The sequence below is a fragment of the Pseudomonas paraversuta genome, assembly GCF_904063065.1.
Lineage (GTDB): Bacteria > Pseudomonadota > Gammaproteobacteria > Pseudomonadales > Pseudomonadaceae > Aquipseudomonas > Aquipseudomonas paraversuta.
The window spans coordinates 571,083-593,481 of record NZ_CAJFCL010000001.1; the positions used below are offsets into that span (position 1 = coordinate 571,083).

29 protein-coding genes are annotated in these 22,399 nt (G+C 58.9%); 16 read left to right on the forward strand and 13 right to left on the reverse strand.

Going from position 1 to position 22,399, the window contains the following annotated elements; translation table 11 throughout:
• Positions 1 to 121: 121 nt before the first annotated feature.
• Together JQ845_RS02605 and JQ845_RS02610 are read right to left on the reverse strand one after the other, a co-directional pair.
• Positions 122 to 1,114, reverse strand: a complete 993-nt coding sequence (locus tag JQ845_RS02605; RefSeq protein WP_003439992.1) for a FecR family protein — start codon at positions 1,112 to 1,114, stop codon at positions 122 to 124.
• A complete protein-coding gene (locus JQ845_RS02610) occupies positions 1,111 to 1,665 on the reverse strand; it encodes an RNA polymerase sigma factor (protein ID WP_203008114.1) in 555 nt (184 codons plus the stop codon). The genes JQ845_RS02605 and JQ845_RS02610 overlap by 4 nt, the downstream gene beginning before the upstream one ends.
• Positions 1,666 to 2,103: 438 nt before the next feature.
• On the opposite strand from JQ845_RS02610, the gene JQ845_RS02615 reads away from it, so the two are divergent.
• The gene (locus JQ845_RS02615) at positions 2,104 to 2,532 is read left to right on the forward strand and encodes an HPF/RaiA family ribosome-associated protein (RefSeq protein ID WP_003439990.1); all 429 of its coding nucleotides are present in this window, start codon (positions 2,104 to 2,106) and stop codon (positions 2,530 to 2,532) included.
• Positions 2,533 to 2,647: 115 nt separating this feature from the next.
• On the opposite strand, the gene JQ845_RS02620 is transcribed toward JQ845_RS02615, so the two are convergent.
• Positions 2,648 to 3,148: a phosphate-starvation-inducible protein PsiE gene (locus JQ845_RS02620; protein WP_003439989.1), complete on the reverse strand. Its 501-nt coding sequence runs from the start codon at positions 3,146 to 3,148 to the stop codon at positions 2,648 to 2,650.
• Positions 3,149 to 3,403: 255 nt separating this feature from the next.
• On the opposite strand from JQ845_RS02620, the gene JQ845_RS02625 reads away from it, so the two are divergent.
• From JQ845_RS02625 to JQ845_RS02635, 3 genes are all read left to right on the forward strand, one after another.
• Positions 3,404 to 3,661, forward strand: a complete 258-nt coding sequence (locus tag JQ845_RS02625; RefSeq protein ID WP_003439988.1) for a YebG family protein — start codon at positions 3,404 to 3,406, stop codon at positions 3,659 to 3,661.
• Between the two features lie 78 nt (positions 3,662 to 3,739).
• A complete protein-coding gene (locus tag JQ845_RS02630; protein ID WP_203008277.1) occupies positions 3,740 to 4,315 on the forward strand; it encodes an NAD(P)H-dependent oxidoreductase in 576 nt (191 codons plus the stop codon).
• 38 nt (positions 4,316 to 4,353) lie between these two features.
• Positions 4,354 to 4,764, forward strand: coding sequence for a MerR family transcriptional regulator (locus JQ845_RS02635; RefSeq protein ID WP_010656022.1), 411 nt, complete (start codon positions 4,354 to 4,356; stop codon positions 4,762 to 4,764).
• 45 nt (positions 4,765 to 4,809) lie between these two features.
• Here the strand turns inward: JQ845_RS02635 and JQ845_RS02640 are convergent, their stop codons facing one another.
• The 4 genes from JQ845_RS02640 to hmgA form a co-directional block, all read right to left on the reverse strand.
• Entirely contained in the window at positions 4,810 to 5,850 is a 1,041-nt protein-coding gene (locus tag JQ845_RS02640; protein ID WP_003439985.1) for a Glu/Leu/Phe/Val dehydrogenase family protein, read from the reverse strand.
• Between the two features lie 167 nt (positions 5,851 to 6,017).
• The gene (maiA, locus tag JQ845_RS02645; RefSeq protein WP_010656023.1) at positions 6,018 to 6,656 is read right to left on the reverse strand and encodes a maleylacetoacetate isomerase; all 639 of its coding nucleotides are present in this window, start codon (positions 6,654 to 6,656) and stop codon (positions 6,018 to 6,020) included.
• A gap of 11 nt (positions 6,657 to 6,667) precedes the next feature.
• Complete coding sequence (fahA, locus tag JQ845_RS02650; protein ID WP_203008117.1) at positions 6,668 to 7,972, reverse strand: fumarylacetoacetase; 1,305 nt, start codon at positions 7,970 to 7,972, stop codon at positions 6,668 to 6,670.
• Positions 7,973 to 7,974: 2 nt separating this feature from the next.
• Positions 7,975 to 9,279 (reverse strand): homogentisate 1,2-dioxygenase, encoded by a 1,305-nt coding sequence (gene hmgA, locus JQ845_RS02655; protein WP_203008120.1) that lies wholly within the window; start codon positions 9,277 to 9,279, stop codon positions 7,975 to 7,977.
• A gap of 163 nt (positions 9,280 to 9,442) precedes the next feature.
• On the opposite strand from hmgA, the gene JQ845_RS02660 reads away from it, so the two are divergent.
• A complete protein-coding gene (locus tag JQ845_RS02660; RefSeq protein WP_003439978.1) occupies positions 9,443 to 10,237 on the forward strand; it encodes an IclR family transcriptional regulator in 795 nt (264 codons plus the stop codon).
• 269 nt (positions 10,238 to 10,506) lie between these two features.
• On the opposite strand, the gene JQ845_RS02665 is transcribed toward JQ845_RS02660, so the two are convergent.
• Both JQ845_RS02665 and JQ845_RS02670 read right to left on the reverse strand, forming a co-directional pair.
• Entirely contained in the window at positions 10,507 to 11,193 is a 687-nt protein-coding gene (locus JQ845_RS02665; protein ID WP_003439976.1) for an LrgB family protein, read from the reverse strand.
• The gene (locus JQ845_RS02670) at positions 11,183 to 11,569 is read right to left on the reverse strand and encodes a CidA/LrgA family protein (RefSeq protein WP_060781830.1); all 387 of its coding nucleotides are present in this window, start codon (positions 11,567 to 11,569) and stop codon (positions 11,183 to 11,185) included. The genes JQ845_RS02665 and JQ845_RS02670 overlap by 11 nt, the downstream gene beginning before the upstream one ends.
• A 99-nt stretch (positions 11,570 to 11,668) precedes the next feature.
• Here JQ845_RS02670 and JQ845_RS02675 point away from each other — a divergent pair, with 99 nt between their 5' ends.
• Entirely contained in the window at positions 11,669 to 12,565 is an 897-nt protein-coding gene (locus tag JQ845_RS02675) for a LysR family transcriptional regulator (RefSeq protein ID WP_003439970.1), read from the forward strand.
• Here the strand turns inward: JQ845_RS02675 and JQ845_RS02680 are convergent.
• Positions 12,546 to 13,001, reverse strand: coding sequence for a flavodoxin (locus JQ845_RS02680; protein WP_003439968.1), 456 nt, complete (start codon positions 12,999 to 13,001; stop codon positions 12,546 to 12,548). The two genes, JQ845_RS02675 and JQ845_RS02680, sit on opposite strands and share 20 nt — an antisense overlap.
• 134 nt (positions 13,002 to 13,135) lie before the next feature.
• On the opposite strand from JQ845_RS02680, the gene JQ845_RS02685 reads away from it, so the two are divergent.
• On the forward strand, positions 13,136 to 13,609 hold the full coding sequence (locus JQ845_RS02685; RefSeq protein WP_010656027.1) for a PAS domain-containing protein: 474 nt from the start codon (positions 13,136 to 13,138) through the stop codon (positions 13,607 to 13,609).
• Positions 13,610 to 13,661: 52 nt separating this feature from the next.
• Entirely contained in the window at positions 13,662 to 14,270 is a 609-nt protein-coding gene (locus JQ845_RS02690) for a hypothetical protein (protein WP_003439965.1), read from the forward strand.
• Positions 14,271 to 14,273: 3 nt separating this feature from the next.
• Here JQ845_RS02690 and JQ845_RS02695 read toward each other — a convergent pair whose 3' ends face one another.
• On the reverse strand, positions 14,274 to 15,206 hold the full coding sequence (locus tag JQ845_RS02695; protein ID WP_203008123.1) for a MerR family transcriptional regulator: 933 nt from the start codon (positions 15,204 to 15,206) through the stop codon (positions 14,274 to 14,276).
• Positions 15,207 to 15,448: 242 nt separating this feature from the next.
• Here JQ845_RS02695 and JQ845_RS02700 point away from each other — a divergent pair, with 242 nt between their 5' ends.
• The 6 genes from JQ845_RS02700 (at position 15,449) to JQ845_RS02725 (ending at position 18,431) form a co-directional block, all read left to right on the forward strand.
• Complete coding sequence (locus JQ845_RS02700; protein WP_127196054.1) at positions 15,449 to 16,018, forward strand: antibiotic biosynthesis monooxygenase; 570 nt, start codon at positions 15,449 to 15,451, stop codon at positions 16,016 to 16,018.
• Between the two features lie 94 nt (positions 16,019 to 16,112).
• Complete coding sequence (gene folM, locus JQ845_RS02705; RefSeq protein WP_161717946.1) at positions 16,113 to 16,823, forward strand: dihydromonapterin reductase; 711 nt, start codon at positions 16,113 to 16,115, stop codon at positions 16,821 to 16,823.
• A gap of 21 nt (positions 16,824 to 16,844) precedes the next feature.
• On the forward strand, positions 16,845 to 17,405 hold the full coding sequence (gene folE / locus JQ845_RS02710) for a GTP cyclohydrolase I FolE (protein WP_003439956.1): 561 nt from the start codon (positions 16,845 to 16,847) through the stop codon (positions 17,403 to 17,405).
• Entirely contained in the window at positions 17,405 to 17,791 is a 387-nt protein-coding gene (gene folX / locus JQ845_RS02715) for a dihydroneopterin triphosphate 2'-epimerase (RefSeq protein ID WP_003439954.1), read from the forward strand. Before folE ends, folX begins: the two co-directional genes overlap by 1 nt.
• Positions 17,792 to 17,806: 15 nt before the next feature.
• The gene (locus JQ845_RS02720; RefSeq protein ID WP_003439952.1) at positions 17,807 to 18,103 is read left to right on the forward strand and encodes a DUF1244 domain-containing protein; all 297 of its coding nucleotides are present in this window, start codon (positions 17,807 to 17,809) and stop codon (positions 18,101 to 18,103) included.
• Complete coding sequence (locus JQ845_RS02725) at positions 18,096 to 18,431, forward strand: HopJ type III effector protein (RefSeq protein ID WP_010656030.1); 336 nt, start codon at positions 18,096 to 18,098, stop codon at positions 18,429 to 18,431. Before JQ845_RS02720 ends, JQ845_RS02725 begins: the two co-directional genes overlap by 8 nt.
• A gap of 120 nt (positions 18,432 to 18,551) precedes the next feature.
• On the opposite strand, the gene trxB is transcribed toward JQ845_RS02725, so the two are convergent.
• Positions 18,552 to 19,514 (reverse strand): thioredoxin-disulfide reductase, encoded by a 963-nt coding sequence (gene trxB / locus JQ845_RS02730; protein WP_003439949.1) that lies wholly within the window; start codon positions 19,512 to 19,514, stop codon positions 18,552 to 18,554.
• 311 nt (positions 19,515 to 19,825) lie between these two features.
• Between trxB and cysZ the strand changes: the two genes are divergently transcribed.
• Positions 19,826 to 20,581: a sulfate transporter CysZ gene (gene cysZ / locus JQ845_RS02735; RefSeq protein ID WP_003439947.1), complete on the forward strand. Its 756-nt coding sequence runs from the start codon at positions 19,826 to 19,828 to the stop codon at positions 20,579 to 20,581.
• 97 nt (positions 20,582 to 20,678) lie between these two features.
• On the forward strand, positions 20,679 to 21,872 hold the full coding sequence (locus JQ845_RS02740) for a glycosyltransferase family 4 protein (RefSeq protein ID WP_161717945.1): 1,194 nt from the start codon (positions 20,679 to 20,681) through the stop codon (positions 21,870 to 21,872).
• Here JQ845_RS02740 and JQ845_RS02745 read toward each other — a convergent pair.
• Positions 21,869 to 22,351 (reverse strand): glutathione peroxidase, encoded by a 483-nt coding sequence (locus JQ845_RS02745; RefSeq protein ID WP_003439942.1) that lies wholly within the window; start codon positions 22,349 to 22,351, stop codon positions 21,869 to 21,871. The two genes, JQ845_RS02740 and JQ845_RS02745, sit on opposite strands and share 4 nt — an antisense overlap.
• Positions 22,352 to 22,399 lie beyond the last annotated feature (48 nt).

Sequence of the window (22,399 nt, forward strand, 5' to 3'; positions counted from 1 at the left end):
GAATTTTTCGCATTTTCAAGCACTACACGGATGGCCCCGGGGTTTACCTCACCCCTTGATTGAAAAAAATCCTGTGGGAGCTGGCAAGCCAGCTCCCACGATCAATCAACATGTATGAAACTCAACGCAGCACAATCACCCGACCGAACAAGGTGTGCTGTTCAAACCCGAGCACACCTTGCAGGGAGGCAAGCACTGCTTGCGGGTCCTGAGTGGGGAAGCTGGCGCTGATGCGGCGTGTGCCCAACTGGCTATTGAGCAACAGGATTTGCCCGGGGTAGTAGCGCCTCAGATCGGCCACCACATCGGCCAGCGGCGTCTTGTAGTAGCTCAGCGAGCCGCTGCGCCACGCCAGTCGGGCCTGACTGTCGACCTGTTGCACCGCGTCGCTCACAGCACCGTCGGCATAGGCCACTTGCTGGTCAGCCGCAAGAATCTGCTGTGGCGCGTGCTCCCCCGCCTTGACCCCGACCCGGCCGGATAACACGGTAACTTGCACCCCGGCAGGCTGCAGCCGTACTTCAAACTCAGTGCCCAGTACTCGCGCTTCGCCACCACTGGCATCCACCACAAAGGGTTCGCCGGTATGGGTAACGTGGAAAAACGCAACCCCGCGCCGCAACTCCACATGCCGCTCACCAGCGCTGAAATTCACCGCAATGGCACTGTCGGCATCCAGGGTGACCCGTGACTGATCGGCCAGGGTCACGGTGCGTACCTGCCCCGGCGCGCTGACGTAATCGGCGCCAAGATTATCGAGCCAGCGTATGGGCTGCCAGCCCGCGAACACCCCGACCGTCAACAACAGGCACGCAGCAACCGCCAGCCCACTGGACCAGTGCTTGATTCTGCTGCGCCGGGAAACCTTGATCGCCGACAAGTAACCTTGCAACACCTGCGCCTCTTCGGCCGCCAAAGTACTGCCCGCCACTTCGCTCAGCTCCCATATCACTTGCGCCCGGGAGTACGCCTCGGCGTGGGCGGGATCGGCCAGCAGCCAACGGCTGAAGGTGGCCTGATCACCGCTGTCGGGCTGATCGTGCAACACACTGAGCCACGCCAGCGCGGTGCGCTCCTGTTCGGCAGTGACCGCAATATCCGGACGATTGATCACGGCGCGGCCCCTGCTGGCGGCTCACGCAAACTGGCCTTGCAGGCCTCCAGGGCGCGCATCATTTGTTTTTCGACGGCACTTTGAGACAGTCCCATGACCCTGGCGATATCGGCATAGGTACGACCGTGAATCCGGTTGAGCAAAAATATATGCCGGGTGCGCTCGGGCAGGCTGCGCAAGGCGGCCTCGACCTGGCGCAAGTCATTGCCCGCCTCCAGTGCTGCCTGGGGCTCGCAGCTGCGGGCGTCCGACTCGGGCTGCCAGTGCTGATTGATCCGCCCGCGAGCCCCTTCGCTGCGCAGATGGTCGATGGCGATATTTCCGGCGCTGCGCAGTAAATAAGTGCTGAGTTCTTCGACCTGCACCAGGGGCCGGCGCCAGAACCGCAGGAACAAGTCCTGAACCAGATCGGCCGCCGTAGCCCGGCATCCGACACGGCGGCTCACCAGGGCTTCCATTTGTAACCGCTGAGATAAAAACACCTGCAGAAAATGCGCTCGTCCATGACGCGTGTCACTGCCGGGGCCTTCATTGAGTTCGGGAGAGGTCATGGGTGGGGGATCGGTATACAGGTCGAAAAGGAAAGCGATACTAATGATAAACATTATCAGATGCAAAAATAGATGACGGCCTGCAGCTTCAGGTGCCGATTGAACCCAGAACCTGAGCCAGCCCCTGCAGGAGCGAGCTTTTAGCCATGATTGCAGACCGTTCGCGAGCAAGCTCGCTCCTGCAGCCTGATGCTGTTCTACATAATCTGAGCCGGCGAGCCGTCGTCGCATTTTGATATAAATCGACCATAGCCTGCACACGCGGGCTTGTCCGTCTCATCAAAGACTGACGCCGGTCATGGCTGGCGAGACTTGCGGAAAATAGTGCTTGAAATATTTGTTCATCGGCCCAAACACTGTAACTGAGCGATGACGAGGAACCTTTGAATACACGAGGCCGTCAGACCTCACACGAGCACGCTATATAAGGGAAGAATTATGCAAACTGAAGTCTTTTCCGATAAGAACATCGCCGTTGACGTACGTACCCAGAACTGGGTAACAGCGACAGTTGAAGTTACGCTCGAACGTCATTTGGAAGACCTGACTCGAGTCATCGTGCATGTCAGCGATGAAAACGGTGGCAAGTCAGGTACTAAAGACAAACGTTGCAAAATGGAGGCACGACCTAAAGGACACCAGCCATTTCTCGTTTCCCACGACGCTGATTCCCTGACAGAAGCGGTAGAAGGTGCCGCGACAAAACTGGAGCACAAGCTGGAGCACCTTTTCGGCAAGCTACGTGGCAAACACACCCCTAAACTGGCCGTTGAAGGCTTTGAAGAAAAAGAGCCAAAACAGACTGCTGATGATTTGCTTGAAGAAGAGTTTTTGGAGAAAGAAAAAGAACTCGATAAAATCAGCTGATTCAGCGCCCAGAGCGTACTAAAAAGGGCGGGCTTACTTCGGTAAGCCCGCCCTTTTTTATGCTTTGAAGTAACTGCCGAGACGCAAATCTGCAGGAGACAAATTTACACAGCGTCTACAACTCGCCCTTCTCCACTTCCGGGTGTTCACCTGAACCTGCGCCGGTCTTGCGCCGGGGGTTCTCTATTTTCACCGACGGGAACTGCGACGATGCATAGCGCACCACCAGAATCGCCAGCGCCAGCAACAAGATCGCTCCGGTCAGGTACACCACGCCCATGTCCGGCGGGTTGTGATGGGAGACGTTGGAGATCAGCAAGCGGGTCAAGGCCGTAATCGCCACGTAAATCAGGAAACGTACCGGCATGTGGTTGGTCTTGAAATAAATTCCGACCATGGCGCCCAGTTCGAGGTAGATGAACAGCAGCAGAATGTCATCGATGGAGATATTGCCCTTCTCCACCATCTGCAAAAATTCCATCACCGCCGCCCAGGCAGTGACTGCGCCAATGGCAAACAACGCCATATAGTGGAAGGTCTCGACGAACAGATTGCCCATCGATTCGGCCAGTTCATGAACCTGGCGACGTAGCTTTTCAGCTTTGTTAACTCTCACGATGCAGCTCCTTGAATCGACTCGAACGGATCATCCGCATGTACATGGCCCTTTCTGCATGCAGAAATAAGGCCAGGCATCCCCAGTGAGATGGTGGCGGCCGGCTATTAGACACCTCGGATGCCCGCTGCGCACACCAATTGCGGCTAGAGTAAAAAAGCCGCTATTCAAATCCCGGGGATTGGCTTATTCTTTTCGCTGTATATAAATACAGTAATCGCTAGATAATTTACGTGAAGGCATATGAGGTGGTAAATGGCCGTCGAAGTGGTATACCGCAGCAGCCGAGATCTGGAGCGTTTGTTCATGGATAAAGCCGAAGCTGACCGTCATGACAAAATGCTGGAACTTGCAGAGTTGCTGGCTGAAGTATTGCAAAAAGCCGTGCCGTCGCTGAGCGAGCAGCAGGTCGAAGAAGCCGGCATTTACATGGCGAAAAACCGCGATGTGTTTGCCAAGGCCTTCAAGAGCCAGCCGGACGCCCTGTCCGAGTTGCTGGTCGAAAGCGAGTAACAGCACCGAGCCCTCGCTTGACTCTCCCCCTTGGGGCAGACCCTATCCTGAAAGGCCGTCTTTCAGGTTGGTGTAATGATGAGCAAGCGAGTACTGGTAATTCTGGGACATCCCTCTACCGACAGTTTTTGTGCAGCCCTGGCCGATAGCTATGTCGAAACGGCCATTGGCGCCGGTCAGGATGTCCGCGTGTTGCATCTCGCAGCCCTGTGTTTCGATCCGGTGCTGCACGAGGGTTATAAACAGATCCAGCCGCTGGAGCCGGACTTGCTCAAGGCCCAGGCTGACATCACCTGGGCGGAGCATCTGGTACTGGTGTTTCCGGTCTGGTGGGGCGGGGCTCCGGCTTTGCTCAAAGGCTTTCTCGAGCGCATCCTGCTACCCGGCTTCGCCTTTAGCTACCGCAAGGGCAAAGCTTTTCCAGAGAAACTGTTGTCAGGACGCAGCGCCTGTCTGCTGGTGACCATGGACACCCCGCCCTGGTATTACAAATGGGTGTACTGCATGCCGGCATTGCATCAAATGCGCAGGACCACTCTGGCCTTTTGTGGCATAAAACCCCTCGTGACCCTGACATTCGGCCCGATTCTGGATTCAACCGCCAGGCAGCGGGACATTTGGCTCGGGCAAATCCGCGAACTCGCTGCCAGGTAAGGCTCCAATATGCGGGCGGCCATTAAAAAGGACTTTTCATGTACATCGGCAAAGCCGCCCAACGATCGGGCACCACCATCAAAAGCATTCGTCACTATGAAGACATCGGCCTGTTGCCGCCGCCGCAGCGCCGTGGCAACTATCGCGTCTACAGCGAGCAGAGTGTCGAGCGGCTGATGTTCATAAAATGCGCCCAGCAACTGGGCTTCAAACTGAAGGAAATGCTGGCGATTCTTGATGAGCACCACGGCCAGGCACTGCCATGGGATGTGGTGCGAAACGCCATCACCGACAAAAAACAGTCAGTGCTGGAGCAGATCCAGGCCCTGCACAACCAGCATGCCGGGCTGGTCGCGTTCGAGACCCGTTTTTTGGCCGCTGATCAATCCTGTCAGGCAAGCAACCTGCTGGAGCAGCCGGTGGATGCTCGATTGCTGGCAATGGCCTGAAGGTCTGGCTGTTCGGCTCAATCAGCTTCCTGGGCAAGCCTGCGCCTACGATGAGGTCGCAGTGCTTTTGGGGTACAACAACCGCTGCGCCAGCTCATCGGAAACCCGTGCCGGTGAACGCTTCTCGGCCTGGGCGTGGGCGTAGATGCCCGTCAGGCGCTGGCTGATACGCAACAACTGCTGGTTAATGGCCTCGGGGGTCGCGCCTTCATGGGTCAGCGCCATGTAAATCAGACCGCCCGAATTGATCACATAGTCAGGCGCATACAATATCCCCCGACGCTCGAGCTGATCGGCAACTTGCAGGTTGGTCAGCTGGTTGTTCGCACAGCCGGCCACTGCCGAGCAACGCAGTTGCGCCACGCTGTGCCAGTTCAGCACGCCGCCCAGACCGCAGGGTGCAAGAATGTCACAGGGGGTGCTGAGCAAGGCTTCACAGGCAACCGGATGGGCGCCAAGCTGATCCATGGCCAGGCGAACTTTACCGGGATCGGTATCGCACACCAGCAACTCGGCACCCGCCGCATGCAGTTGCTCGGCCAGGGCGTAACCGACCTTGCCCAGCCCCTGCACGGCAACCCGCAATCCTTCCAGGTTGTCACTGCCCAGACGCGACGACGCAGTGCTGCGAATACCGGCAAACACCCCCATCGCCGTATGCGGTGACGGGTCGCCTGCCGCAGTGGTACTGGTTACGTGGCGGGTGCTCTGGGCAATGCAATCCATATCGGCGGTAGAGGTGCCGCTGTCGATCGCGGTGATATAGCGTCCATCGAGTTGCTCGACACAGCGACCGAATGCTTCAAACAGCGCCGCGCGACTTTCGACATGGGCCGCCCGCATGACGACTGCCTTGGCGCCGCCCACCGCCAAACCGGCCAGCGCCGCTTTATAGCTCATGTCCTGGGCCAGGCGGATGGCATCGTTGACGGCACTTTCATCGTTGGGATACGCCAGATAACGGCAGCCACCCAGGGCGGGGCCCAGACGACTGCTATGAATGGCAATCACTGCCTTGAGCCCGGTGACAGGATCGACACTGAGGTGCAACGACTCCACATGAGCACTTTGCATGAGAGCAAACATTAACCAGCCCTCGAACGATAAAAGGTAAACGCCAGTATAGGTGGCGCCAGAAAAATCGTTGAAGTGCGCAGGAATAAGTCTGAGCTGTTTTCAGGGTTTCAGACATAACCTGCCGGGGCTACAGTTTGTGCGTCTGAACCCCGGCCCGGCCATTGTCTTGTGTGCCGCTAGGCGGGTGTGTCCGGTTGCCGCGCGGGGTGTGCAGCGACAAACGCGGGGTGCTGCTCTGCCAATGCCGCAACCCGGGCGATCCGCGGGTATGGCACCAGCGATACCTTGAAGCGCTCAGCCGCATACAGCTGCGGGATCAGGTACACATCCGCCAGCCCGGGCTCCGGGCCGAAGCAATAGCCGCTATCGCCAATCAGTTGTTCAATAGCCGCCAGGCCCTGGCTGACCCAGTGACCTATCCATTGCATGACCTGCTCTTCGGTCTGCCCCGTCTGGCGCAGTTGATTGAGCACGCTGGCGTTGTGCAGCGGATGAATATCACAGGCCACCAAGGCTGCCACCGCACGTTCGCGGGCACGGGTGTCCAGATCTTCGGACAGCAACGCCACCTGCGGATACCGCTCCTCGAGGTATTCGATAATCGCCGGGGACTGGGTCAGCACCCTGCCCTCCTCCGTACGCAAGGCCGGTACCCGGCCTTGGGGATTGATCGCCAGATACGCCGGCTGGCGGTGCTCGCCGCCGCCAGCGGCAATCAGGTTGACCGGCACCGCCTGATAATCCAGACCTTTAAGCGCCAGCGCGATCCTCACCCGGTAGGACGAGGTCGAGCGGTAGTAGGTAAAGAGTTGCATGGCTCGCTCCTTTAGCGCGCAGCGACGACCTTGCCCCGGCATTCGCCAAAACCGATGGAGGCATACCCTTCACGGGTGCAACGGGCACGCAGGATGATTTCGTCGCCGTCCTCAAGGAACTTGCGAACCTCGCCCGACGCCAGTTCGATCGGGTGTTTACCGCCCTCGGTGATTTCCAGCAGGCTGCCCAGTTGCGAGCGGTCAGGGCCCGACAGGGTGCCCGAACCGAACAGGTCGCCCGACTGCAGCTGGCAACCGTTGACACTGTGGTGAGCCACCAGCTGCGCGGCAGTCCAGTACATGTTCAGACTGTTGCTCAAGCCCAGTCGATGGGCCGGCAGATTTTGTTCACGCATCCCCTGGGTCAGCAGTAGCACTTCGAGCTCGATGTCCAACGCGCCCTGGCCCTGATCCTTGGGATCGAGCAAGTACGCCAGGGGCTGCGGGTCGCCTTCAGGACGGGCCGGCTGCGCGCGGCGGAACGGCTCCAGCGCTTCGGCCGTCACCACCCACGGGGAAATGCTGGTGATGAAGCTTTTGGACAGGAACGGCCCCAGCGGCTGGTATTCCCAGGCCTGGATATCACGCGCCGACCAGTCGTTGAGCAGGCAGAAACCGGCAATGTGTTCGCCCGCTTCGCTGACCGGGATGGCATCCCCCAGGTCATTGCCCTGGCCAATCCAGATACCCAGTTCCAATTCGTAATCCAGACGTGCACAGGGCCCAAAAGTCGGCTCGGTCTGACCGGTGGGCAAGGTTTGTCCTTTAGGACGACGCACCTCGGCACCCGATGCGCGAATGGTGGAAGCGCGGCCGTGGTAGCCGATTGGCACGTACTTGTAGTTGGGCAGCAAAGGATTGTCAGGGCGAAACAGTTTGCCGACGTTTTTCGCGTGTTCGATGCCGACATAAAAATCGGTGTAGTCACCGATTTTGGCCGGCAGGTGTAATTGGCAATCCGCCGCCAGCGGTAGCAGTTTCGCACCCTGGGCTTCGATCTTGCCCCGCAGGGTGCTGCCCTCGCCCAGCAGCTCCAGCAAGCGTTCGCGCAGGGCTACCCGGGCACTGCGGCCCAACGCAAAATAGGTATTCAAGGCGCCGCCCAGCGAGGCTTCCACCGCGACCTTGGCCTGACCTTCAAACAAACCGGCAGCCAGCGCCGCCTCAAGATCAAAAATGTGCTCGCCGATGGCGATGCCGCTACGGGGCGCCGAGCCATTAAGGCTGAAGATCCCCATGGGCAAGTTTTGCAACGGGAAATCACTGTGGCCGTTGGCGGAGGCGATCCAGCTGCGGGTAAATGTGGACTGGGTCATGTTTATCTCCGATTCGGGTTGAAGGTTGTGGGCAGCGAAGCCCAGCAAGCGTCGTAACTGGATTGCAACTGCGGGCATTCAAGGGCGAACCGGCTGGGGCGCAACACCTGGCTGGTCTCAAACATAAAGGCCATGGTGTTATCGATTTTGCTCGGTTGCAGCTCTGCCGCAATGGCATTGGTACAGGTTTCGGCGTCCGGGCCATGGGCGCTCATGCAGCTGTGCAGCGAAGCACCGCCGGGCAGGAACCCCTCGGCCTTGGCGTCGTAACTGCCCTGGATCAGGCCCATGAACTCGTTCATCAGGTTGCGGTGGAACCATGGTGGCCGGAAGGTGTTTTCAGCCACCATCCAGCGCGGCGGGAAGATCACGAAGTCGAGGTTGGCCAGACCCGGCACGCTGGTGGGCGAGGTCAATACCGTGAAGATCGAGGGGTCGGGATGATCGAAGCTGACGGTGCCAATGGTGTTGAAGCGCCGCAGGTCATACTTGTACGGCACGTTATTGCCATGCCAGGCGACCACGTTGAGTGGCGAGTGATCCAGCTCGCAACCCCAGAGTTCACCGAGGAATTTTTGCACCAGAGGGGTCGGTTGCCCGTTATGTTCGTAGTGGGCCACCGGGGCCAGAAAATCCCTGGGATTGGCCAGGCCATTGCTGCCAATGGGGCCCAGATCCGGCAGGCGCAGCGGCGCCCCATGGTTTTCGGCCACGTAGCCACGGGCTTGCGGGTCGAGCAGTTCAACACGGAACTTGAGGCCACGGGGGATCACGGCAATCTCCAGAGGCTCAAGCTCCAGCACCCCCAACTCGGTCGCAATCCGTAGACGGCCCTGCTCGGGCACCAGCAGCAATTCACCGTCGGCGTTGAAGAACACGCGCCGCATCGAGGTGTTTGCGCAGTAGCTGTAAATGCTGATACCCGCAGGTTTGTCCGCAGCGCCATTGGCCGCCATAGCCATCAGACCGTCAATGAAATCTGTGGCCTCATCCGGGATTGGCAGCGGGTTCCAGCGCAGGCGATTGGGGGTTACCGGGCCCAATCCGCCGCCGCCCAGTTGCCGCCCGAGCTTGACGAATGCCGGGTGGTTGGCTGATGGCTTGATCCGGTACATCCAGGTGCGGCGCGATTCGCTGCGCGCCATGGTGAATGCGGTACCCGACAACAACTCGGTGTACAGGCCGTAGGGGACTTGTTGCGGGGAGTTCTGGCCGACCGGCAACGCGCCGGGCAATGCTTCGCTGCTGAATTCATTGCCAAACCCGGATTGATACACGAGATCGGACAAAGACGAGTCGAGGTTCATGGCGCCTCCAGTGTGGAGAATACAGCTGACTGCGCCAGGCCCGAAAACAGCTTGCGCGTCGCTGCGTTATTTTTATCGTAATTCAATTACGCATAACGTAATTTGATTGGTATTAAGCGTCAAGCTATAAAGACGCCCATTCGTCCCGAGATCCCAGCAGCCCATGGAAAAGCCACGCAGCAGTAACGACAGCACTGGCAAACAGAAAGTGCGCTCCGCCGAAGTCGGCACTGACATCCTCAAGGCCCTGGCCGAGCTGTCACCTTCCACTTCCCTGTCGCGTCTGGCCGAGCACGTGCAAATGCCGGCGAGCAAGGTGCATCGCTACTTGCAGGCATTAATCGCCAGTGGTTTTGCCGAGCAGAATGCAGCCACCAATCATTACGGACTGGGGCGTGAGGCGTTACGTGTGGGGCTGGCCGCACTCAACAGCATGGATGTGCTGAAAGTCGCCGCCCTGCCCATGGCCGAACTGCGCGATGACTTGAATGAAACCTGCTTTCTGGCGGTGTGGGGCAATCAGGGAGCAACCGTGGTGCATATTGAAGCCGCGGTTCGCGCAGTCACGGTGGTGACCAAACTGGGTTCGGTGCTGCCCCTGCTGAGTTCGTCCACGGGGCTGGTGTTCAATGCCTTTCTGCCTGACCGGGAAACCGCCACATTGCGCGAGCTGGAGTTGCAAACCGATAAAATTCATCCGCTGAAAAAACCTGAAACCTACGCCGCAACCGGTGTACAGATCCGTGAACGGGGATTGCATTTTGTCCATGGCTTGCTGATGCCCGGGGTCGATGCATTATCGGCACCGGTGTTTGATGCCACCGGTCATGTGGCTGGCGTACTGACCGTGGTCGGGCCGGCGTCGCTGTTCCATGCCGATGAAAACGGCCCCGCAGCCAAGCGGCTGCTGGAAGCGAGCACAGCCATCAGCTGGCGGATGGGTTATCAACCGGGTTAACAACGCCTGCCGCGGTATAACTGTGGCGCCTGGTTCGGCTTTCGACTATTGCCGAAGCGGTAACAGAGATTGTCGAAAAGCGGCCTTACTCCATAACAAGACAGCCATTATTCTTATCGAACTTTCCGGCACGGCTGCCGGTCACACGGATTGAGTCAACTCGACTCTCCCCCAGATTTACCCTGACGTTGATTTGTTGCTCCTTGATGAACGTCTTCGTTGGCCGCTGTCCTTCAGCGGCCTTTTTTATGCCCGGAATTTGCCGCGGTTCAAAGCAGCAGCATCAGCAATGGCGCCGCAAACAGGTTGAGGATCCCGGTGAGGACCATGACCAGCCCCGCCACTGACCCCTCTTCACTGCCGACCTCGCGGGCGCGGCTGACCCCCGCTCCGTGGGCCCCGATGCCGAACAGGGCACCCCGCGCCAGACTGCTGCGCAGCGGTAGCCACTTGAGCAGAATCCCCCCCAGCAGTGCGCCAAATACACCGGTAAACATTACGAACACCGCAGTCAGTTCGGGGACTCCGCCCAGGTGTTGGGCCAGGGGCATGGCGAACGGCGTGGTGATGGAACGGGGCACCAAAGACATGGTCAGCGATGTGTCGAGGGCCAGTGCCCTGGCCAGCCAGAATGAGCTGCCAATGGAGGCCACACTCCCCGCCAGCATCCCCAGCAACAAGGCGACCCAATGCCGCGCCAGCAACTTGCGCTGCTGCCAGATCGGCACGGCGAAGGCCACTGTCACCGGGCCCAATACCAGCATCAACCAATGGGTATCGCTTGAGTACTCGGCATAGGCGGTGTGTAGCGGTACGGCCACTGCAAGCAACAGGGCAGGCACCAGAATCAGCGGCGACAGCAGATAGCGCCCGGTGCGCCGGTACAGCCAGCGGCTCAGACCGTAGGCCCCGAGGGTGAGGATCAGCCAGAACACAGGCATCCATTCAAACTTCATGGCGCAGTCTCCAGCGGCATACGGCTTCGACGGTAAAGGCGGTCACCACCATGACCAACAAGGTGCTGACCCCGATCACCAGCAATATCCGCCATCCGTCATCGCGTACCAGTGCGCCGTAGTCGAGCAGGCTCATCAGCGCCGGGATGAAGAACAGCAACATTTCGGCCATCAATACCCCGGCACCCAATTGCAGGGTCGCCGGGTTGATCAGCCCCAGGGCAAATGCCAGCAGCAGCAAGGCCATGCCAATCACCCCGCCGGGTATTGGCAGGTGCCACCACGCCGCGATCTGACAGCCGAGAAAATAAATGGCCAGCAATACCGCCACCTCACTGACCAGACGGGCAAAGCGTTTTACATCGAAGCGTTTCATATGGGTTCCAGTGCAGACTGGACTTCAGTTTAAAGACAGGCCTTCCATCCCTAAAACGAATTGTTAGACTGGAAGCTATTCCAAAACGGAATCACGCACATGGAATTCAAACAACTGCGCACATTCGTTGAAGTGGCGCGTCAGGGCGGGTTTACCCAGGCCGCCCATCTGCTGCATATCAGCCAGTCAGCGGTGAGTAAACAGGTGGCGCAACTTGAGCAGAACCTTGGCACGCCACTGTTCGATCGACTGGGTTCGCAGGTGCGCCTGACGGCGGCGGGAAATGTGGTGCTGCAGCGCGCAGAAGGCATGCTGCGCCTGCACAACGAGCTGCTCAGCGAGCTGGACGACTTGAGCCAGTTGACCCGGGGCGAGTTACGGGTAGGGCTGCCGCTACTGGGCAGTAATACCTTGTTCGCCAGCCTGTTTGCCGAGTACCGGCGGCGTTACCCCAATATTCAGGTGCAACTGCTCGAAGGCGGCAGCATGCATATTGAGCAGGCGGTGATGAGCGGAGAACTGGAGCTGGGCGGCAGTCTGACCCCGAAAAACCCGCTGTTCGGCTATCAACCGTTTTGCGATGAACCGCTGGATGCGCTGCTGCCGGAGGATCATCCGCTTGCACAGGACGGCAGCGTGCGTCTGGAGCAATTGGCCGATACACCGTTTTTGCTCTACCAGCGCAGCTTCATGCTCAACGAGCGTTTGCTGCAGGCGTGCCATCAATCGGGCTTCACACCCAAAGAAGGTGGCCGCAGCGGGCAATCGGATTTTTTAGTGGCGCTGGTGGCCGCCGGACAAGGCGTGGTGCTGCTGCCCAGCGTGGTGGCCCGGGCTCTGGTACGGCCGGGGGTCGTGCGTTTGAAGCTGATCGCGCCGGATTACCTGCGCTGGGATATCGCCTTTATCTGGCGCGACGGGGCTTATTTGTCGCGGGCAGCCCAAGCCTGGCTGGAGCTGCTGCGCGAGCGGCCGGTTATTGCGTCAGTGCCTTGATCAAGTCCTGCAGCCAGGGCTCGGCGTCCTCTTCCGGGGTAACGGTGACGCTGGAGTCCAGGCGCAGCATGGGCTGCACCTCGCGCAGCCCCAGCTCTGCGAACAGCTCACGGATTTGCTCGCCGCCGCCGCAGAAAGTGTCGCCATAACTTTCATCACCAAGGGCGATCACGGCACCGGGCAAGCCACGCCAGGCGGCCGGCAGCAGATCACGGATCTCGCAGTACAACGGCATCAGGTTGTCGGGCAGCTCGCCCATGCCCGTGGTCGAGGTGACGGCCAAAAAGGCTTCAGGAGCGAAGGCCTGAATATCTGCCAGGCGGGCGCGAGGATTGAGCAAAACCTCAAAGCCGGCATCGGTCAGCAGTTGTCTGGCGTTGCGGGCGACTTCTTCTGCGGTGCCGTACACCGAGCCGGAAAGGATGGCGACTTTCATCAATCTGATCCTGTAACTGACTAAAAGTCCGGGATATTAGCAGGTGAGGCGCAGCTTTCGGTGATGGCACGTAGACTGCACCTGCGACCGGCTTAAAATGCCAGCACTTTGCCGCCCCTCCGGAGAACCCCACGATGATTACTTCCCGCTTGTTGCAACGCATGGTGGACGCGTCCCAGGACGGCATTGTGATTGCCGAACAGGAAGGCGAAGACAACATTCTGATTTACGTGAACAAGGCGTTTGAAACGCTCACCGGTTACAGCAGCGACGATATCTTGTATCAGGACTGTCGCTTTTTGCAGGCCGGTGACCGCGATCAAACCGGCCTGCAATTGATCCGCGATGCCATCGCCAGCGGCCAGCCGACTCGCCAGATACTGCGCAACTATCGCAAGGATGGTGCGCATTTCTGGAACGAGCTGTCGATCACCCCCGTGTTTAACGAGAACGATCAGCTCACCTACTTTATTGGCGTGCAAAAAGATGTCACGGCCCAGGTCAAAGCCCAACAGCGGGTTGCGCAACTGGAAGCCGAACTGGCCGGGGTAAAAGCCGAACTCCAGGCGCTCAAGGCGACGAACGGAGTTAACAAAACACAGATTTGAGGGTCTTAGTCTCACCTGCGCTGATTTGTAACGCTAATTTACGAGCCAGATAATGTCCCACGAGACCCTTCTGACTCAGGACGAGTTGGATTTTATCCAGACGATGCATCAGAACCCGCAGCTCAATCAGCGGGACGCTTCGTCGAGCCTCACGGTTAAAGGGGTCTCGCAAATACGTGATCTGCTCACCCGCCTGGCCGCCCATGAACAAGTCACGATCCAGGCGCAATTTGCCGACCAGCAAATGAGCTTTCCGTTAAGCCTGGTGGAAGACGAGTTCCATGCACAGCATTTGCAGCTGGGAGCGCCGAGCATTTTTGAAGACGGGCCCCTTGGCCGCCCGTGGCGCCTGACCCTGGAAGAACCGGTGGCACTGGAGAATATTCGGGCCAGACCCGGAAACCTGTGGGTCACCCAGGTATCGTTCAAGGGACTGCTGGTGGAGGTGCGCAACAACAGTCAGCCACCGCGTCAGTTTGCCCAATGGTTCAGCCCCGTGGGCTATGAACGGATCGCCGTACGCGGCACGCTGGAGCGCAAGACCGAATCAGGCCTGTATGCCTACCGGCTTGGCCAGCACGATAAAGGCCAGACCGAGCGTCTGCGCCAGTTCATCCTGCAACAGCATCGTCTGGCGCATCCGGCATTTCACAGCTCATAGCCCTCAGCGCCCCTTGAGTTCAGCATCCAGCTGCTGACTCACCCCAGCAGCCTGGCGCCCCAAACAGACAACCGATGTTCCCTGCAGCGCCTCTTGCGCCGTGTGCACAGCCTCGCCCGCCAAAAACAGCGGACAGTTCAGGCTGGGCGCCAACCGCGTCAGCCGCCGATGGTGCGCGGCGCCCAGGGTACGCTGAGCAAACAGCACAACGGCCTGGGGCCTGATCTTCTCGCAAATCAGCGCAAGCTCGTCCAGTGGCTGCCCTGTCGCCAACACCCTGACCACCCGATCGTGGCGGCTCAGGAGCAAGCCGGCGACCAGCAGCTCCAGCTCATGACACAGCTCCGGCACTGCAACCATCACCACACACTGTGCGGCTTGTGCCGCCTGCATCTGCAGCCGGTGCTGTACCCGTGCGCGCAGGAACCCGTCCAGCATCAGCCATTCACTGGTACGGCCGAACTCATCCCGCCCCCTGAGCAGTTGCTGCCACAGCGGCAGAAAAATATCCTGGAAAACGGTTTCTGCCGGGTAACCGGAATAAATCTGCCCGTACAGGCGTTCCAGCTCGGGCTCGTTGAATGCACTCAGCGCAGCCCCTGCACCGCATTGCCATTCACGGTGCTCATTGGCGACAGGCTGCGGGCGCTCATGTGCAGAGTCGTTGGCCAGTAACTGCGCGACTTTGCTGACGGCCACCCCGCGCTCCAGCCAGCCCATGACCCGGCGCACTGTCTCAATATCGGTCACGGAGTACAGACGATGCCCGCTTATGGTGCGCGTTGGCTGGATCAGACCGTAGCGCCGCTCCCAGGCGCGCAGGGTCACCGGGTTGATGCCTGTGAGCCGCGCGACTTCCCTGATCGGATACAAGCCTTGCTGTTCAGGGCAATCGGCAGATAACGCTACGGGCTCAAGTTCAGTAATCACGGGCATTGGAGGGCAAGGACCAAGAGGATATGCAGGGGATTCTACGCCTCATCGCGTCATCTGGTGCTCAAACAGGGGCCGGGATTTTCACGATGCTTTGCGGGATCAGACTTGTCAGCGATACAAACCGGCGCAAAAGAGCTCAGGAGGAACAATCCTTGCTTGTTTTCCAGAACACGGCCCACCACCCCGGTGCTGTGTTTTGTGGCTGCCCTACCCGGGCAGCATCAGCCTTCTGGAGATACACAATGTCTACCACTCCTGTCACCTTGCTGGTTGCACGCCGTGTCGCTGAAGGCCGCTATCAGGAATTGATCGCCTGGCTGCATGAGGGTGAACAATTGGCCACAGACTTTCCCGGCTACCTGGGCTCCGGCGTTCTGGCCCCGCCTGCGGGCGATGACGAGTTTCAGATCATTTTCCGCTTTGCCGACGAAGCCACCCTCCACGCCTGGGAACACTCGGTCTCGCGCAAGGCCTGGTTGCTGCGTGGCAGTGACCTGTTTGCCCATCCTTCAGAGCGCCGCGTGAAGGGTATCGATGGCTGGTTCGGTGCCACCGGTCAGCGCCCGCCCCGCTGGAAGCAAGCGGTGGCCATCTGGCTGGCTTTCTTTCCGGTGTCACTGCTGTTCAACTTTGTACTGGGCCCGCTGCTGGGCGAGCTGAGTTTGCTGCCACGCATATTTGTCAGCACCCTGGCCCTGACCCCGCTGATGGTGTTCTGGTTTATTCCACTCTCAACCCACTTGCTGGCCAACTGGCTTCACAGCCTTCCAAACAAGCCGCCGGCCGGCGCAATCGCATCCCATCGCAGCTAAACCCGGATTCGGGCTTGGCCGTTACGTCGCGGACGCTGGTATAGTTTTGCTACTACGCCGCGACAGTTTCCGGCCTTACCTCACCGAGTCCGTCATGCCCTCTCCTTCTGCACCGATTCTGATCACTGGCGCTGGCCAGCGCATTGGTTTGCATTGCGCCAGGCAACTGCTGGCGGACGGTCATGGGGTGATCATCACCTACCGCAGTGAAAAACCCGGCGTACAAGCCTTGCGCGAACTGGGCGCCACGACGCTGTTTGCCGACTTTTCAAACGAAGAAGGTATTCTCGATTTTATCCAGCGCCTGAAAAGCCACACTGACTCGCTGCGGGCCATCGTCCATAATGCCTCGGCCTGGCTTGTGGATACCGTCGACGACCAGACCGCGGCCTTCACGCAGATGTTCAGCGTGCACATGCTCGCCCCCTACCTGATCAACCTGCACTGCACTGAACTGCTGGAGCGCTCGACTCCGGCGGACATTGTGCATATCAGCGACGATGTCACCCGCAAGGGCAGCAGCAAGCATATTGCCTATTGCGCGACCAAGGCCGGGCTCGACAGCCTGACCCTGTCATTCGCCGCTAAACTGGCGCCACGCATCAAAGTCAACGGCATTGCCCCGGCCTTGCTGATGTTCAACCCGGACGATGACGCGGCGTACCGCGCCAGCACCCTGGCCAAGTCGGCGCTGGGGTTTGAACCCGGCGCCGAGGTGATTTATCAGAGCCTGCGCTACCTGCTGGATAACCCGTATGTGACCGGCACCACCTTGACCGTCAATGGCGGCCGGCATCTCAAATAGCCGTCCCCGAGGAAGTACTTCATGAGCGCAACACTGCCTGAGCAATATCGCGAGATCCTCATCGGTCTCGGTGAAAACCCTGACCGCGAAGGCTTGCTCGACACCCCAGAACGCGCAGCAAAAGCCATGCAGTACCTGTGTCATGGTTACGAACAAAGCGTTGAAACCATCGTCAATGGCGCCCTGTTTGCCTCGGACAGCGATGAAATGGTGATCGTCTCCGACATCGAGCTGTATTCGCTGTGCGAGCATCATTTGCTGCCGTTCATTGGCAAGGCGCATGTGGCCTATATCCCGACCGGCAAAGTGCTGGGCCTGTCGAAAATTGCCCGCATCGTCGACATGTTCGCCCGCCGCCTGCAAATCCAGGAAAACCTGACCCGGGAAATCGCCGATGCCATTCAGGACATTACCCAGGCCGCCGGTGTTGCCGTGGTGATTGAAGCCCGGCACATGTGCATGATGATGCGCGGCGTAGAAAAACAGAACTCAACCATGAACACCTCGGTCATGCTCGGCGCATTTCGCGAATCCAGCACCCGCATGGAGTTCCTGCAATTGATAGGACGGAGCAAGTCTTAATGCCACAACTTCAGCCAGGAATGGCCCGCATCCGCGTCAAAGACCTGTGTCTGCGCACGTACATCGGGATCAACGAGGAAGAAATCCTCAACAAGCAGGATGTATTGATCAACCTCACCATCCTCTATGCCGCCCAGCAAGCCGTGCGTGACAACGATATCGATCACGCCCTCAATTACCGGACCATCACCAAAGCGGTGATCCAGCATGTCGAAGACAACCGCTTCGCCCTGCTTGAGCGTCTGACCCAGGAACTGCTGGATCTGGTCATGGCCAATGGCGCCGTTCTGTACGCCGAAGTCGAAGTCGACAAGCCGCACGCGTTGCGCTTCGCCGAATCGGTTTCAATTACGCTGGCGGCAAGCCGCCAGGCACCCACCCTTTAAATATCGGTGAATCCCATGACGCCCCAAGAACGCCTTGAACTCGAAGCCGCCGCCTTTCGTCGCCTGGTTGCGCACCTGGACAGCCGCAAGGACGTGCAGAACATTGACCTGATGAACCTCTCGGGTTTTTGCCGTAATTGCCTGTCCAAGTGGTACAAGGCAGCGGCTGACGAGCGTCAGATCGACCTCAGCCTCGATGACGCCCGTGAAGTGGTGTACGGCATGCCTTATGCCGAGTGGAAATCCCAATACCAGAAAGAAGCCAGCGCCGAACAGGCTGCGGCCTTCGCTACAGGAAAAAAGCATGACTGATTTGAATACCCTGCGCGCCAGCCTCAACAGCGGCGAGCACCTGTTCGCCGATACCCTGGCGTTTATCGCAGCGCACTACGATTACCAGCCACAAGCCTTCACCAATGGTGGTGTAGAGAACGCGGCCGGGCAGAATGAGGGCTCGTGCAAAACACTGGGTCTGGCCCTGCTGGAAGGCCTGAGCGATAAAGAAGCACTGCTGGCTTTCGGCGAGCACTATCGCTCGGTGGTGGCGACTCCGGACGGCACGGACCACAGCAACATCCGCGGGTTGATCGCCCATGGTCTGGCCGGGGTTGAATTCACCGCCCCGCCGTTGACCCTGTAGGAGCGAGCTTGCTCGCGAGCTCTTCTTTGCTGCTCTGAAAATCTCGCGAGCAAGCTCGCTCCTACAATTTGCCGCACACAAAAAAACCGGCCGAAGCCGGTTTTTTTATGTCGCAAACTGTCAGAACTGCGCGTTCTGCAGGCCGTCCAGGTAGCGCTCGGCGTCCAGTGCAGCCATGCAGCCCGCACCTGCCGAAGTGATGGCCTGACGGTAGACGTGGTCAGCCACGTCGCCGGCCGCAAACACACCTTCGATGCTGGTGGCAGTAGCGTTGCCTTCACGGCCGCCCTGCACAACCATGTAGCCATCCTTGAGTTCCAGCTGGCCTTCAAACAACGAGGTGTTCGGCGTGTGGCCGATGGCAATGAAGACGCCGTCGACTTTCAACTCGTCAAAGCTGCCATCGTTGTTTTTCAGGCGCGCACCGGTCACACCCATGTTGTCACCCAGCACTTCGTCCAGGGTGGCGTTGAGCTTGAGCTCGATCTTGCCTTCAGCCACACGTGCGTGCAGCTTGTCGATCAGGATCTTCTCGGCGCGGAATGTTTCGCGACGGTGAACCAGAGTCACCTTGCTGGCGATGTTGGCCAGGTACAGCGCCTCTTCAACAGCGGTGTTGCCACCGCCAACCACAGCCACAGGCTTGTTGCGGTAGAAGAAACCGTCACAGGTGGCACAGGCGGAAACGCCTTTGCCCATGAACGCTTCTTCAGACGGCAGACCCAGGTAACGGGCGCTGGCGCCTGTTGCAATGATCAACGCATCGCAGGTGTAAACACCGCTGTCGCCGGTAAGGCTGAACGGTTTGTTTTTCAGATCAACGGCGTTGATATGATCAAACACGATCTCGGTTTCAAAACGCTCGGCGTGTTCGCGCATGCGTTCCATCAAGACCGGACCGGTCAGGCCATGAACATCCCCCGGCCAGTTATCGACTTCGGTGGTGGTGGTCAGTTGACCGCCAGCCTGCATGCCCGTGATCAGCAGTGGTTTGAGGTTGGCGCGGGCCGCGTAGACCGCGGCGCTGTAACCGGCAGGGCCGGAACCCAGAATAATCACACGCGAATGACGTACTTCAGACATGACTCACTCCTATGACCGCCCGTGTCGAAACCGGGTCGGAACGCCGATTGACCGGCTGGAATAAAAAGAAATCGCAAACCTGCTCAGGCAACGCCTGAAACACGCAGATCCTGAAAAATATAGGTGCAGCGTATAGAGGCCGCAGAGAGTAAGGAAATACGCAATAACAATCCAGCTCATAGCTGGTCTCTATGTAGTCAAATAGATGCCTGGACGTCTTTGTTACAGCAATTGTCGATTCTTACGCAAGACTTTCGCCCTACAGATAAAGCCGTTAAGGTCGCCCGGTTTTCCACTGCTCGGAGCACACTATGCCCGCACCCGTTCTCTCTGGCCCACAGTACTTGCGTGAAGGCCTCAAGTTGGTCCTCAGCCCTGGCCTGCGCCTGTTCGTGCTGTTGCCACTGCTGATCAATCTGGTGCTGTTCGTCGGGCTGATTTATTTCGCCGGGCACCAGTTCAGCCTGTGGGTCGATGCCCTGATGCCGTCGCTGCCCCACTGGCTCAGCTTCCTCAACTATTTATTGTGGCCGCTGTTCGTGGTGCTGGTGGCGTTGATGGTGTTTTTCACCTTCACCATGCTCGCCAATATCATTGCCGCCCCTTTCAACGGTTTTCTCTCGGAAAAAGTCGAAGCTGTGGTGCGCGGGGTGGATAACTCGCCGCCTTTTAGCTGGGGCGAACTGATCGCCATGGTGCCACGCACCCTGGCCCGTGAAATGCGCAAGCTGGGCTATTTTCTGCCGCGGGCGATTGCCCTGCTGATCCTGTCGTTTATTCCGGTGCTCAATTTGGTAGCCGCGCCCCTGTGGCTGATTTTCGGGGTCTGGATGATGGCCATCCAGTACATCGACTACCCGGCGGACAACCACAAGCTTGGGTGGAATGAGATGCTCGCCTGGCTGCGTGAAAAGCGCTGGCAGAGCCTGAGCTTTGGCGGGATCGTGTATCTGGTGCTGCTGATTCCGGTGGTCAACATTCTGATGATGCCGGCCGCTGTCGCAGGCGCGACCCTGTTCTGGGTGCGTGAGCGGGGCGACGAAGCACTGGCCAGAACCAGAGCCTGATCACTGCAGGGGCCTCGCAATGCTCTGACGCGAGGCACCTGCAGCTATTATTTTTGCCCGCGTCATAAATCCAACATGGCGCTGACATATTGTCGACATGGCTGTACCTGACACTGAGGTCATGACAACAGCCCTGCACATAGCCCTGATCACTGAAACCTTCCCGCCCGAAATCAATGGAGTGGCCAATACCCTCAGCCATTTGAGTGACGGCTTGCGTGCGCGCAATCATCTCGTGGAAGTGGTGCGCCCGCGCCAGACCGAGGATGCCAACCAGCGCAGTACCCCGACGCTGATGCTGTGTCGGGGCTGGCCTTTGCCGGGATATCCGGGTCTGCAATGGGGCATGACGTCCACCCACAGGCTGACCAGACGCTGGCAGCAGCAGCGCCCGGATGTGGTGTACATCGCGACTGAAGGGCCATTGGGATTGTGTGCATTGCGTGTTGCCCGACGCCTGGGCATCGCGGTGGTCAGCGGTTTTCACACCAACTTTCAACAGTACTTCAACCAATATGGTTTGACCTTCTTCAGCCGCGCCCTGACCCGCTATCTGCGCTGGTTCCATAACCGCTCCAGCCTGACCCTGGTGCCCAGTGCCAGCCAGCGCCTGGAACTGACGCGCAGACATTTCGAGCGGCTGGAGTTACTCGCCCGCGGCGTCGACAGTCAGCTGTTCAGTCCGTCCAGACGACAAATGTCTTTGCGCCAAAGTTGGGGCCTGAGGGAAAACGATATTGCGCTGCTACATGTCGGGCGCCTGGCACCGGAAAAAAACCTCGGAGCCCTCAAACGTTGCCTTGATGCATTGCAAGCACGCTATCCGGCACGGCGCTTCAAGTTGATTGTGGTCGGTGACGGACAAAAGCGGGCTGCTCTCGAGGCATCGTTGCCCGAGGCGGTTTTTTGCGGGGTGCAGTGCGCAGAAGCCCTGGCCAACCATTACGCCAGCGCAGATGTGTTTTTATTTCCAAGCCTTTCCGAGACCTTTGGCAACGTGGTGCTTGAAGCCCAGGCCTCGGGGCTGGGGGTCGTGGCCTATGACGAGGCCGCTGCCGGCCAGCATATTCGCCATGGCTATAACGGCGTGCTGGCCATGCCGGGTGATGAGTATGCCTGGCTTGAAGCCGCCTGCTGGCTGCTCGAAGACCCGGAAACCCTGCGCACCATTCGTCTCAATGCCCGCCGGCATGCCAGCCGTCAAAGCTGGCAGGGCATCATCGAGCAGTTCGAAGGCCATTTGCTGCGGGCTGCCCGGGGCTGCACCGGCGCCGTCGAAGTGCCGGTTTAAGACAGGGCTTTTTCAATCGCCTGAATAACCGTCGCATCGTCCGGTGCGGTACGCGGTGAAAAGCGTTCGAGCACGCGGCCGTCCGGCCCCACCAGAAATTTCTCGAAGTTCCAGCTGATGTCACCCGGGAACTCTGCCCCTTCGCCGGCCAGCAAGCGATACAGTTGATGACGCTCCGGACCGTTTACGTCCAGCTTGGCGCTCAGTTCGAAAGTCACGCCATAGTTCAGGCTGCAAAATTCGCGGATTTGCTCTTCAGTGCCCGGTTCTTGCCCGGCGAACTGGTTGCAGGGCACCCCCAGCACCCTGAAGCCCCTGGCCTTGTACTGCTGATAAAGGTTTTCCAGCGCGGCATATTGCGGGGTCAATCCACATTTCGAGGCAACGTTCACCACCAGCACAACCTGGTCTTTGAAGGTTTCCAGGAGCAGCGGCTTGCCGTCCAGTGCGTGGAGATTAAGTTCGTGAAAAGCGCTCATGACAAACTCCTGAATTCCCGGGCCATGTATAAACAATCGCCTGAAGTG

What these genes read in the sequence shown, in the direction of transcription:
- cysZ (WP_003439947.1), top strand. Translation starts at nt 19,826, where the DNA reads ATGCCCGCACCCGTTCTCTCTGGCCCACAGTACTTGCGTGAAGGCCTC.
- folE (WP_003439956.1), top strand. Translation starts at nt 16,845, where the DNA reads ATGAGCGCAACACTGCCTGAGCAATATCGCGAGATCCTCATCGGTCTC.
- JQ845_RS02725 (WP_010656030.1), top strand. Translation starts at nt 18,096, where the DNA reads ATGACTGATTTGAATACCCTGCGCGCCAGCCTCAACAGCGGCGAGCAC.
- hmgA (WP_203008120.1), bottom strand. Translation starts at nt 9,279, where the DNA reads ATGAACCTCGACTCGTCTTTGTCCGATCTCGTGTATCAATCCGGGTTT.
- folM (WP_161717946.1), top strand. Translation starts at nt 16,113, where the DNA reads ATGCCCTCTCCTTCTGCACCGATTCTGATCACTGGCGCTGGCCAGCGC.
- JQ845_RS02695 (WP_203008123.1), bottom strand. Translation starts at nt 15,206, where the DNA reads ATGCCCGTGATTACTGAACTTGAGCCCGTAGCGTTATCTGCCGATTGC.
- JQ845_RS02720 (WP_003439952.1), top strand. Translation starts at nt 17,807, where the DNA reads ATGACGCCCCAAGAACGCCTTGAACTCGAAGCCGCCGCCTTTCGTCGC.
- JQ845_RS02615 (WP_003439990.1), top strand. Translation starts at nt 2,104, where the DNA reads ATGCAAACTGAAGTCTTTTCCGATAAGAACATCGCCGTTGACGTACGT.
- fahA (WP_203008117.1), bottom strand. Translation starts at nt 7,972, where the DNA reads ATGACCCAGTCCACATTTACCCGCAGCTGGATCGCCTCCGCCAACGGC.
- trxB (WP_003439949.1), bottom strand. Translation starts at nt 19,514, where the DNA reads ATGTCTGAAGTACGTCATTCGCGTGTGATTATTCTGGGTTCCGGCCCT.
- JQ845_RS02665 (WP_003439976.1), bottom strand. Translation starts at nt 11,193, where the DNA reads ATGAAGTTTGAATGGATGCCTGTGTTCTGGCTGATCCTCACCCTCGGG.
- JQ845_RS02610 (WP_203008114.1), bottom strand. Translation starts at nt 1,665, where the DNA reads ATGACCTCTCCCGAACTCAATGAAGGCCCCGGCAGTGACACGCGTCAT.
- JQ845_RS02670 (WP_060781830.1), bottom strand. Translation starts at nt 11,569, where the DNA reads ATGAAACGCTTCGATGTAAAACGCTTTGCCCGTCTGGTCAGTGAGGTG.
- JQ845_RS02745 (WP_003439942.1), bottom strand. Translation starts at nt 22,351, where the DNA reads ATGAGCGCTTTTCACGAACTTAATCTCCACGCACTGGACGGCAAGCCG.
- folX (WP_003439954.1), top strand. Translation starts at nt 17,405, where the DNA reads ATGCCACAACTTCAGCCAGGAATGGCCCGCATCCGCGTCAAAGACCTG.
- JQ845_RS02690 (WP_003439965.1), top strand. Translation starts at nt 13,662, where the DNA reads ATGTCCCACGAGACCCTTCTGACTCAGGACGAGTTGGATTTTATCCAG.
- JQ845_RS02630 (WP_203008277.1), top strand. Translation starts at nt 3,740, where the DNA reads ATGAGCAAGCGAGTACTGGTAATTCTGGGACATCCCTCTACCGACAGT.
- JQ845_RS02635 (WP_010656022.1), top strand. Translation starts at nt 4,354, where the DNA reads ATGTACATCGGCAAAGCCGCCCAACGATCGGGCACCACCATCAAAAGC.
- JQ845_RS02660 (WP_003439978.1), top strand. Translation starts at nt 9,443, where the DNA reads ATGGAAAAGCCACGCAGCAGTAACGACAGCACTGGCAAACAGAAAGTG.
- JQ845_RS02625 (WP_003439988.1), top strand. Translation starts at nt 3,404, where the DNA reads ATGGCCGTCGAAGTGGTATACCGCAGCAGCCGAGATCTGGAGCGTTTG.
- JQ845_RS02740 (WP_161717945.1), top strand. Translation starts at nt 20,679, where the DNA reads ATGGCTGTACCTGACACTGAGGTCATGACAACAGCCCTGCACATAGCC.
- JQ845_RS02700 (WP_127196054.1), top strand. Translation starts at nt 15,449, where the DNA reads ATGTCTACCACTCCTGTCACCTTGCTGGTTGCACGCCGTGTCGCTGAA.
- maiA (WP_010656023.1), bottom strand. Translation starts at nt 6,656, where the DNA reads ATGCAACTCTTTACCTACTACCGCTCGACCTCGTCCTACCGGGTGAGG.
- JQ845_RS02640 (WP_003439985.1), bottom strand. Translation starts at nt 5,850, where the DNA reads ATGTTTGCTCTCATGCAAAGTGCTCATGTGGAGTCGTTGCACCTCAGT.
- JQ845_RS02675 (WP_003439970.1), top strand. Translation starts at nt 11,669, where the DNA reads ATGGAATTCAAACAACTGCGCACATTCGTTGAAGTGGCGCGTCAGGGC.
- JQ845_RS02685 (WP_010656027.1), top strand. Translation starts at nt 13,136, where the DNA reads ATGATTACTTCCCGCTTGTTGCAACGCATGGTGGACGCGTCCCAGGAC.
- JQ845_RS02680 (WP_003439968.1), bottom strand. Translation starts at nt 13,001, where the DNA reads ATGAAAGTCGCCATCCTTTCCGGCTCGGTGTACGGCACCGCAGAAGAA.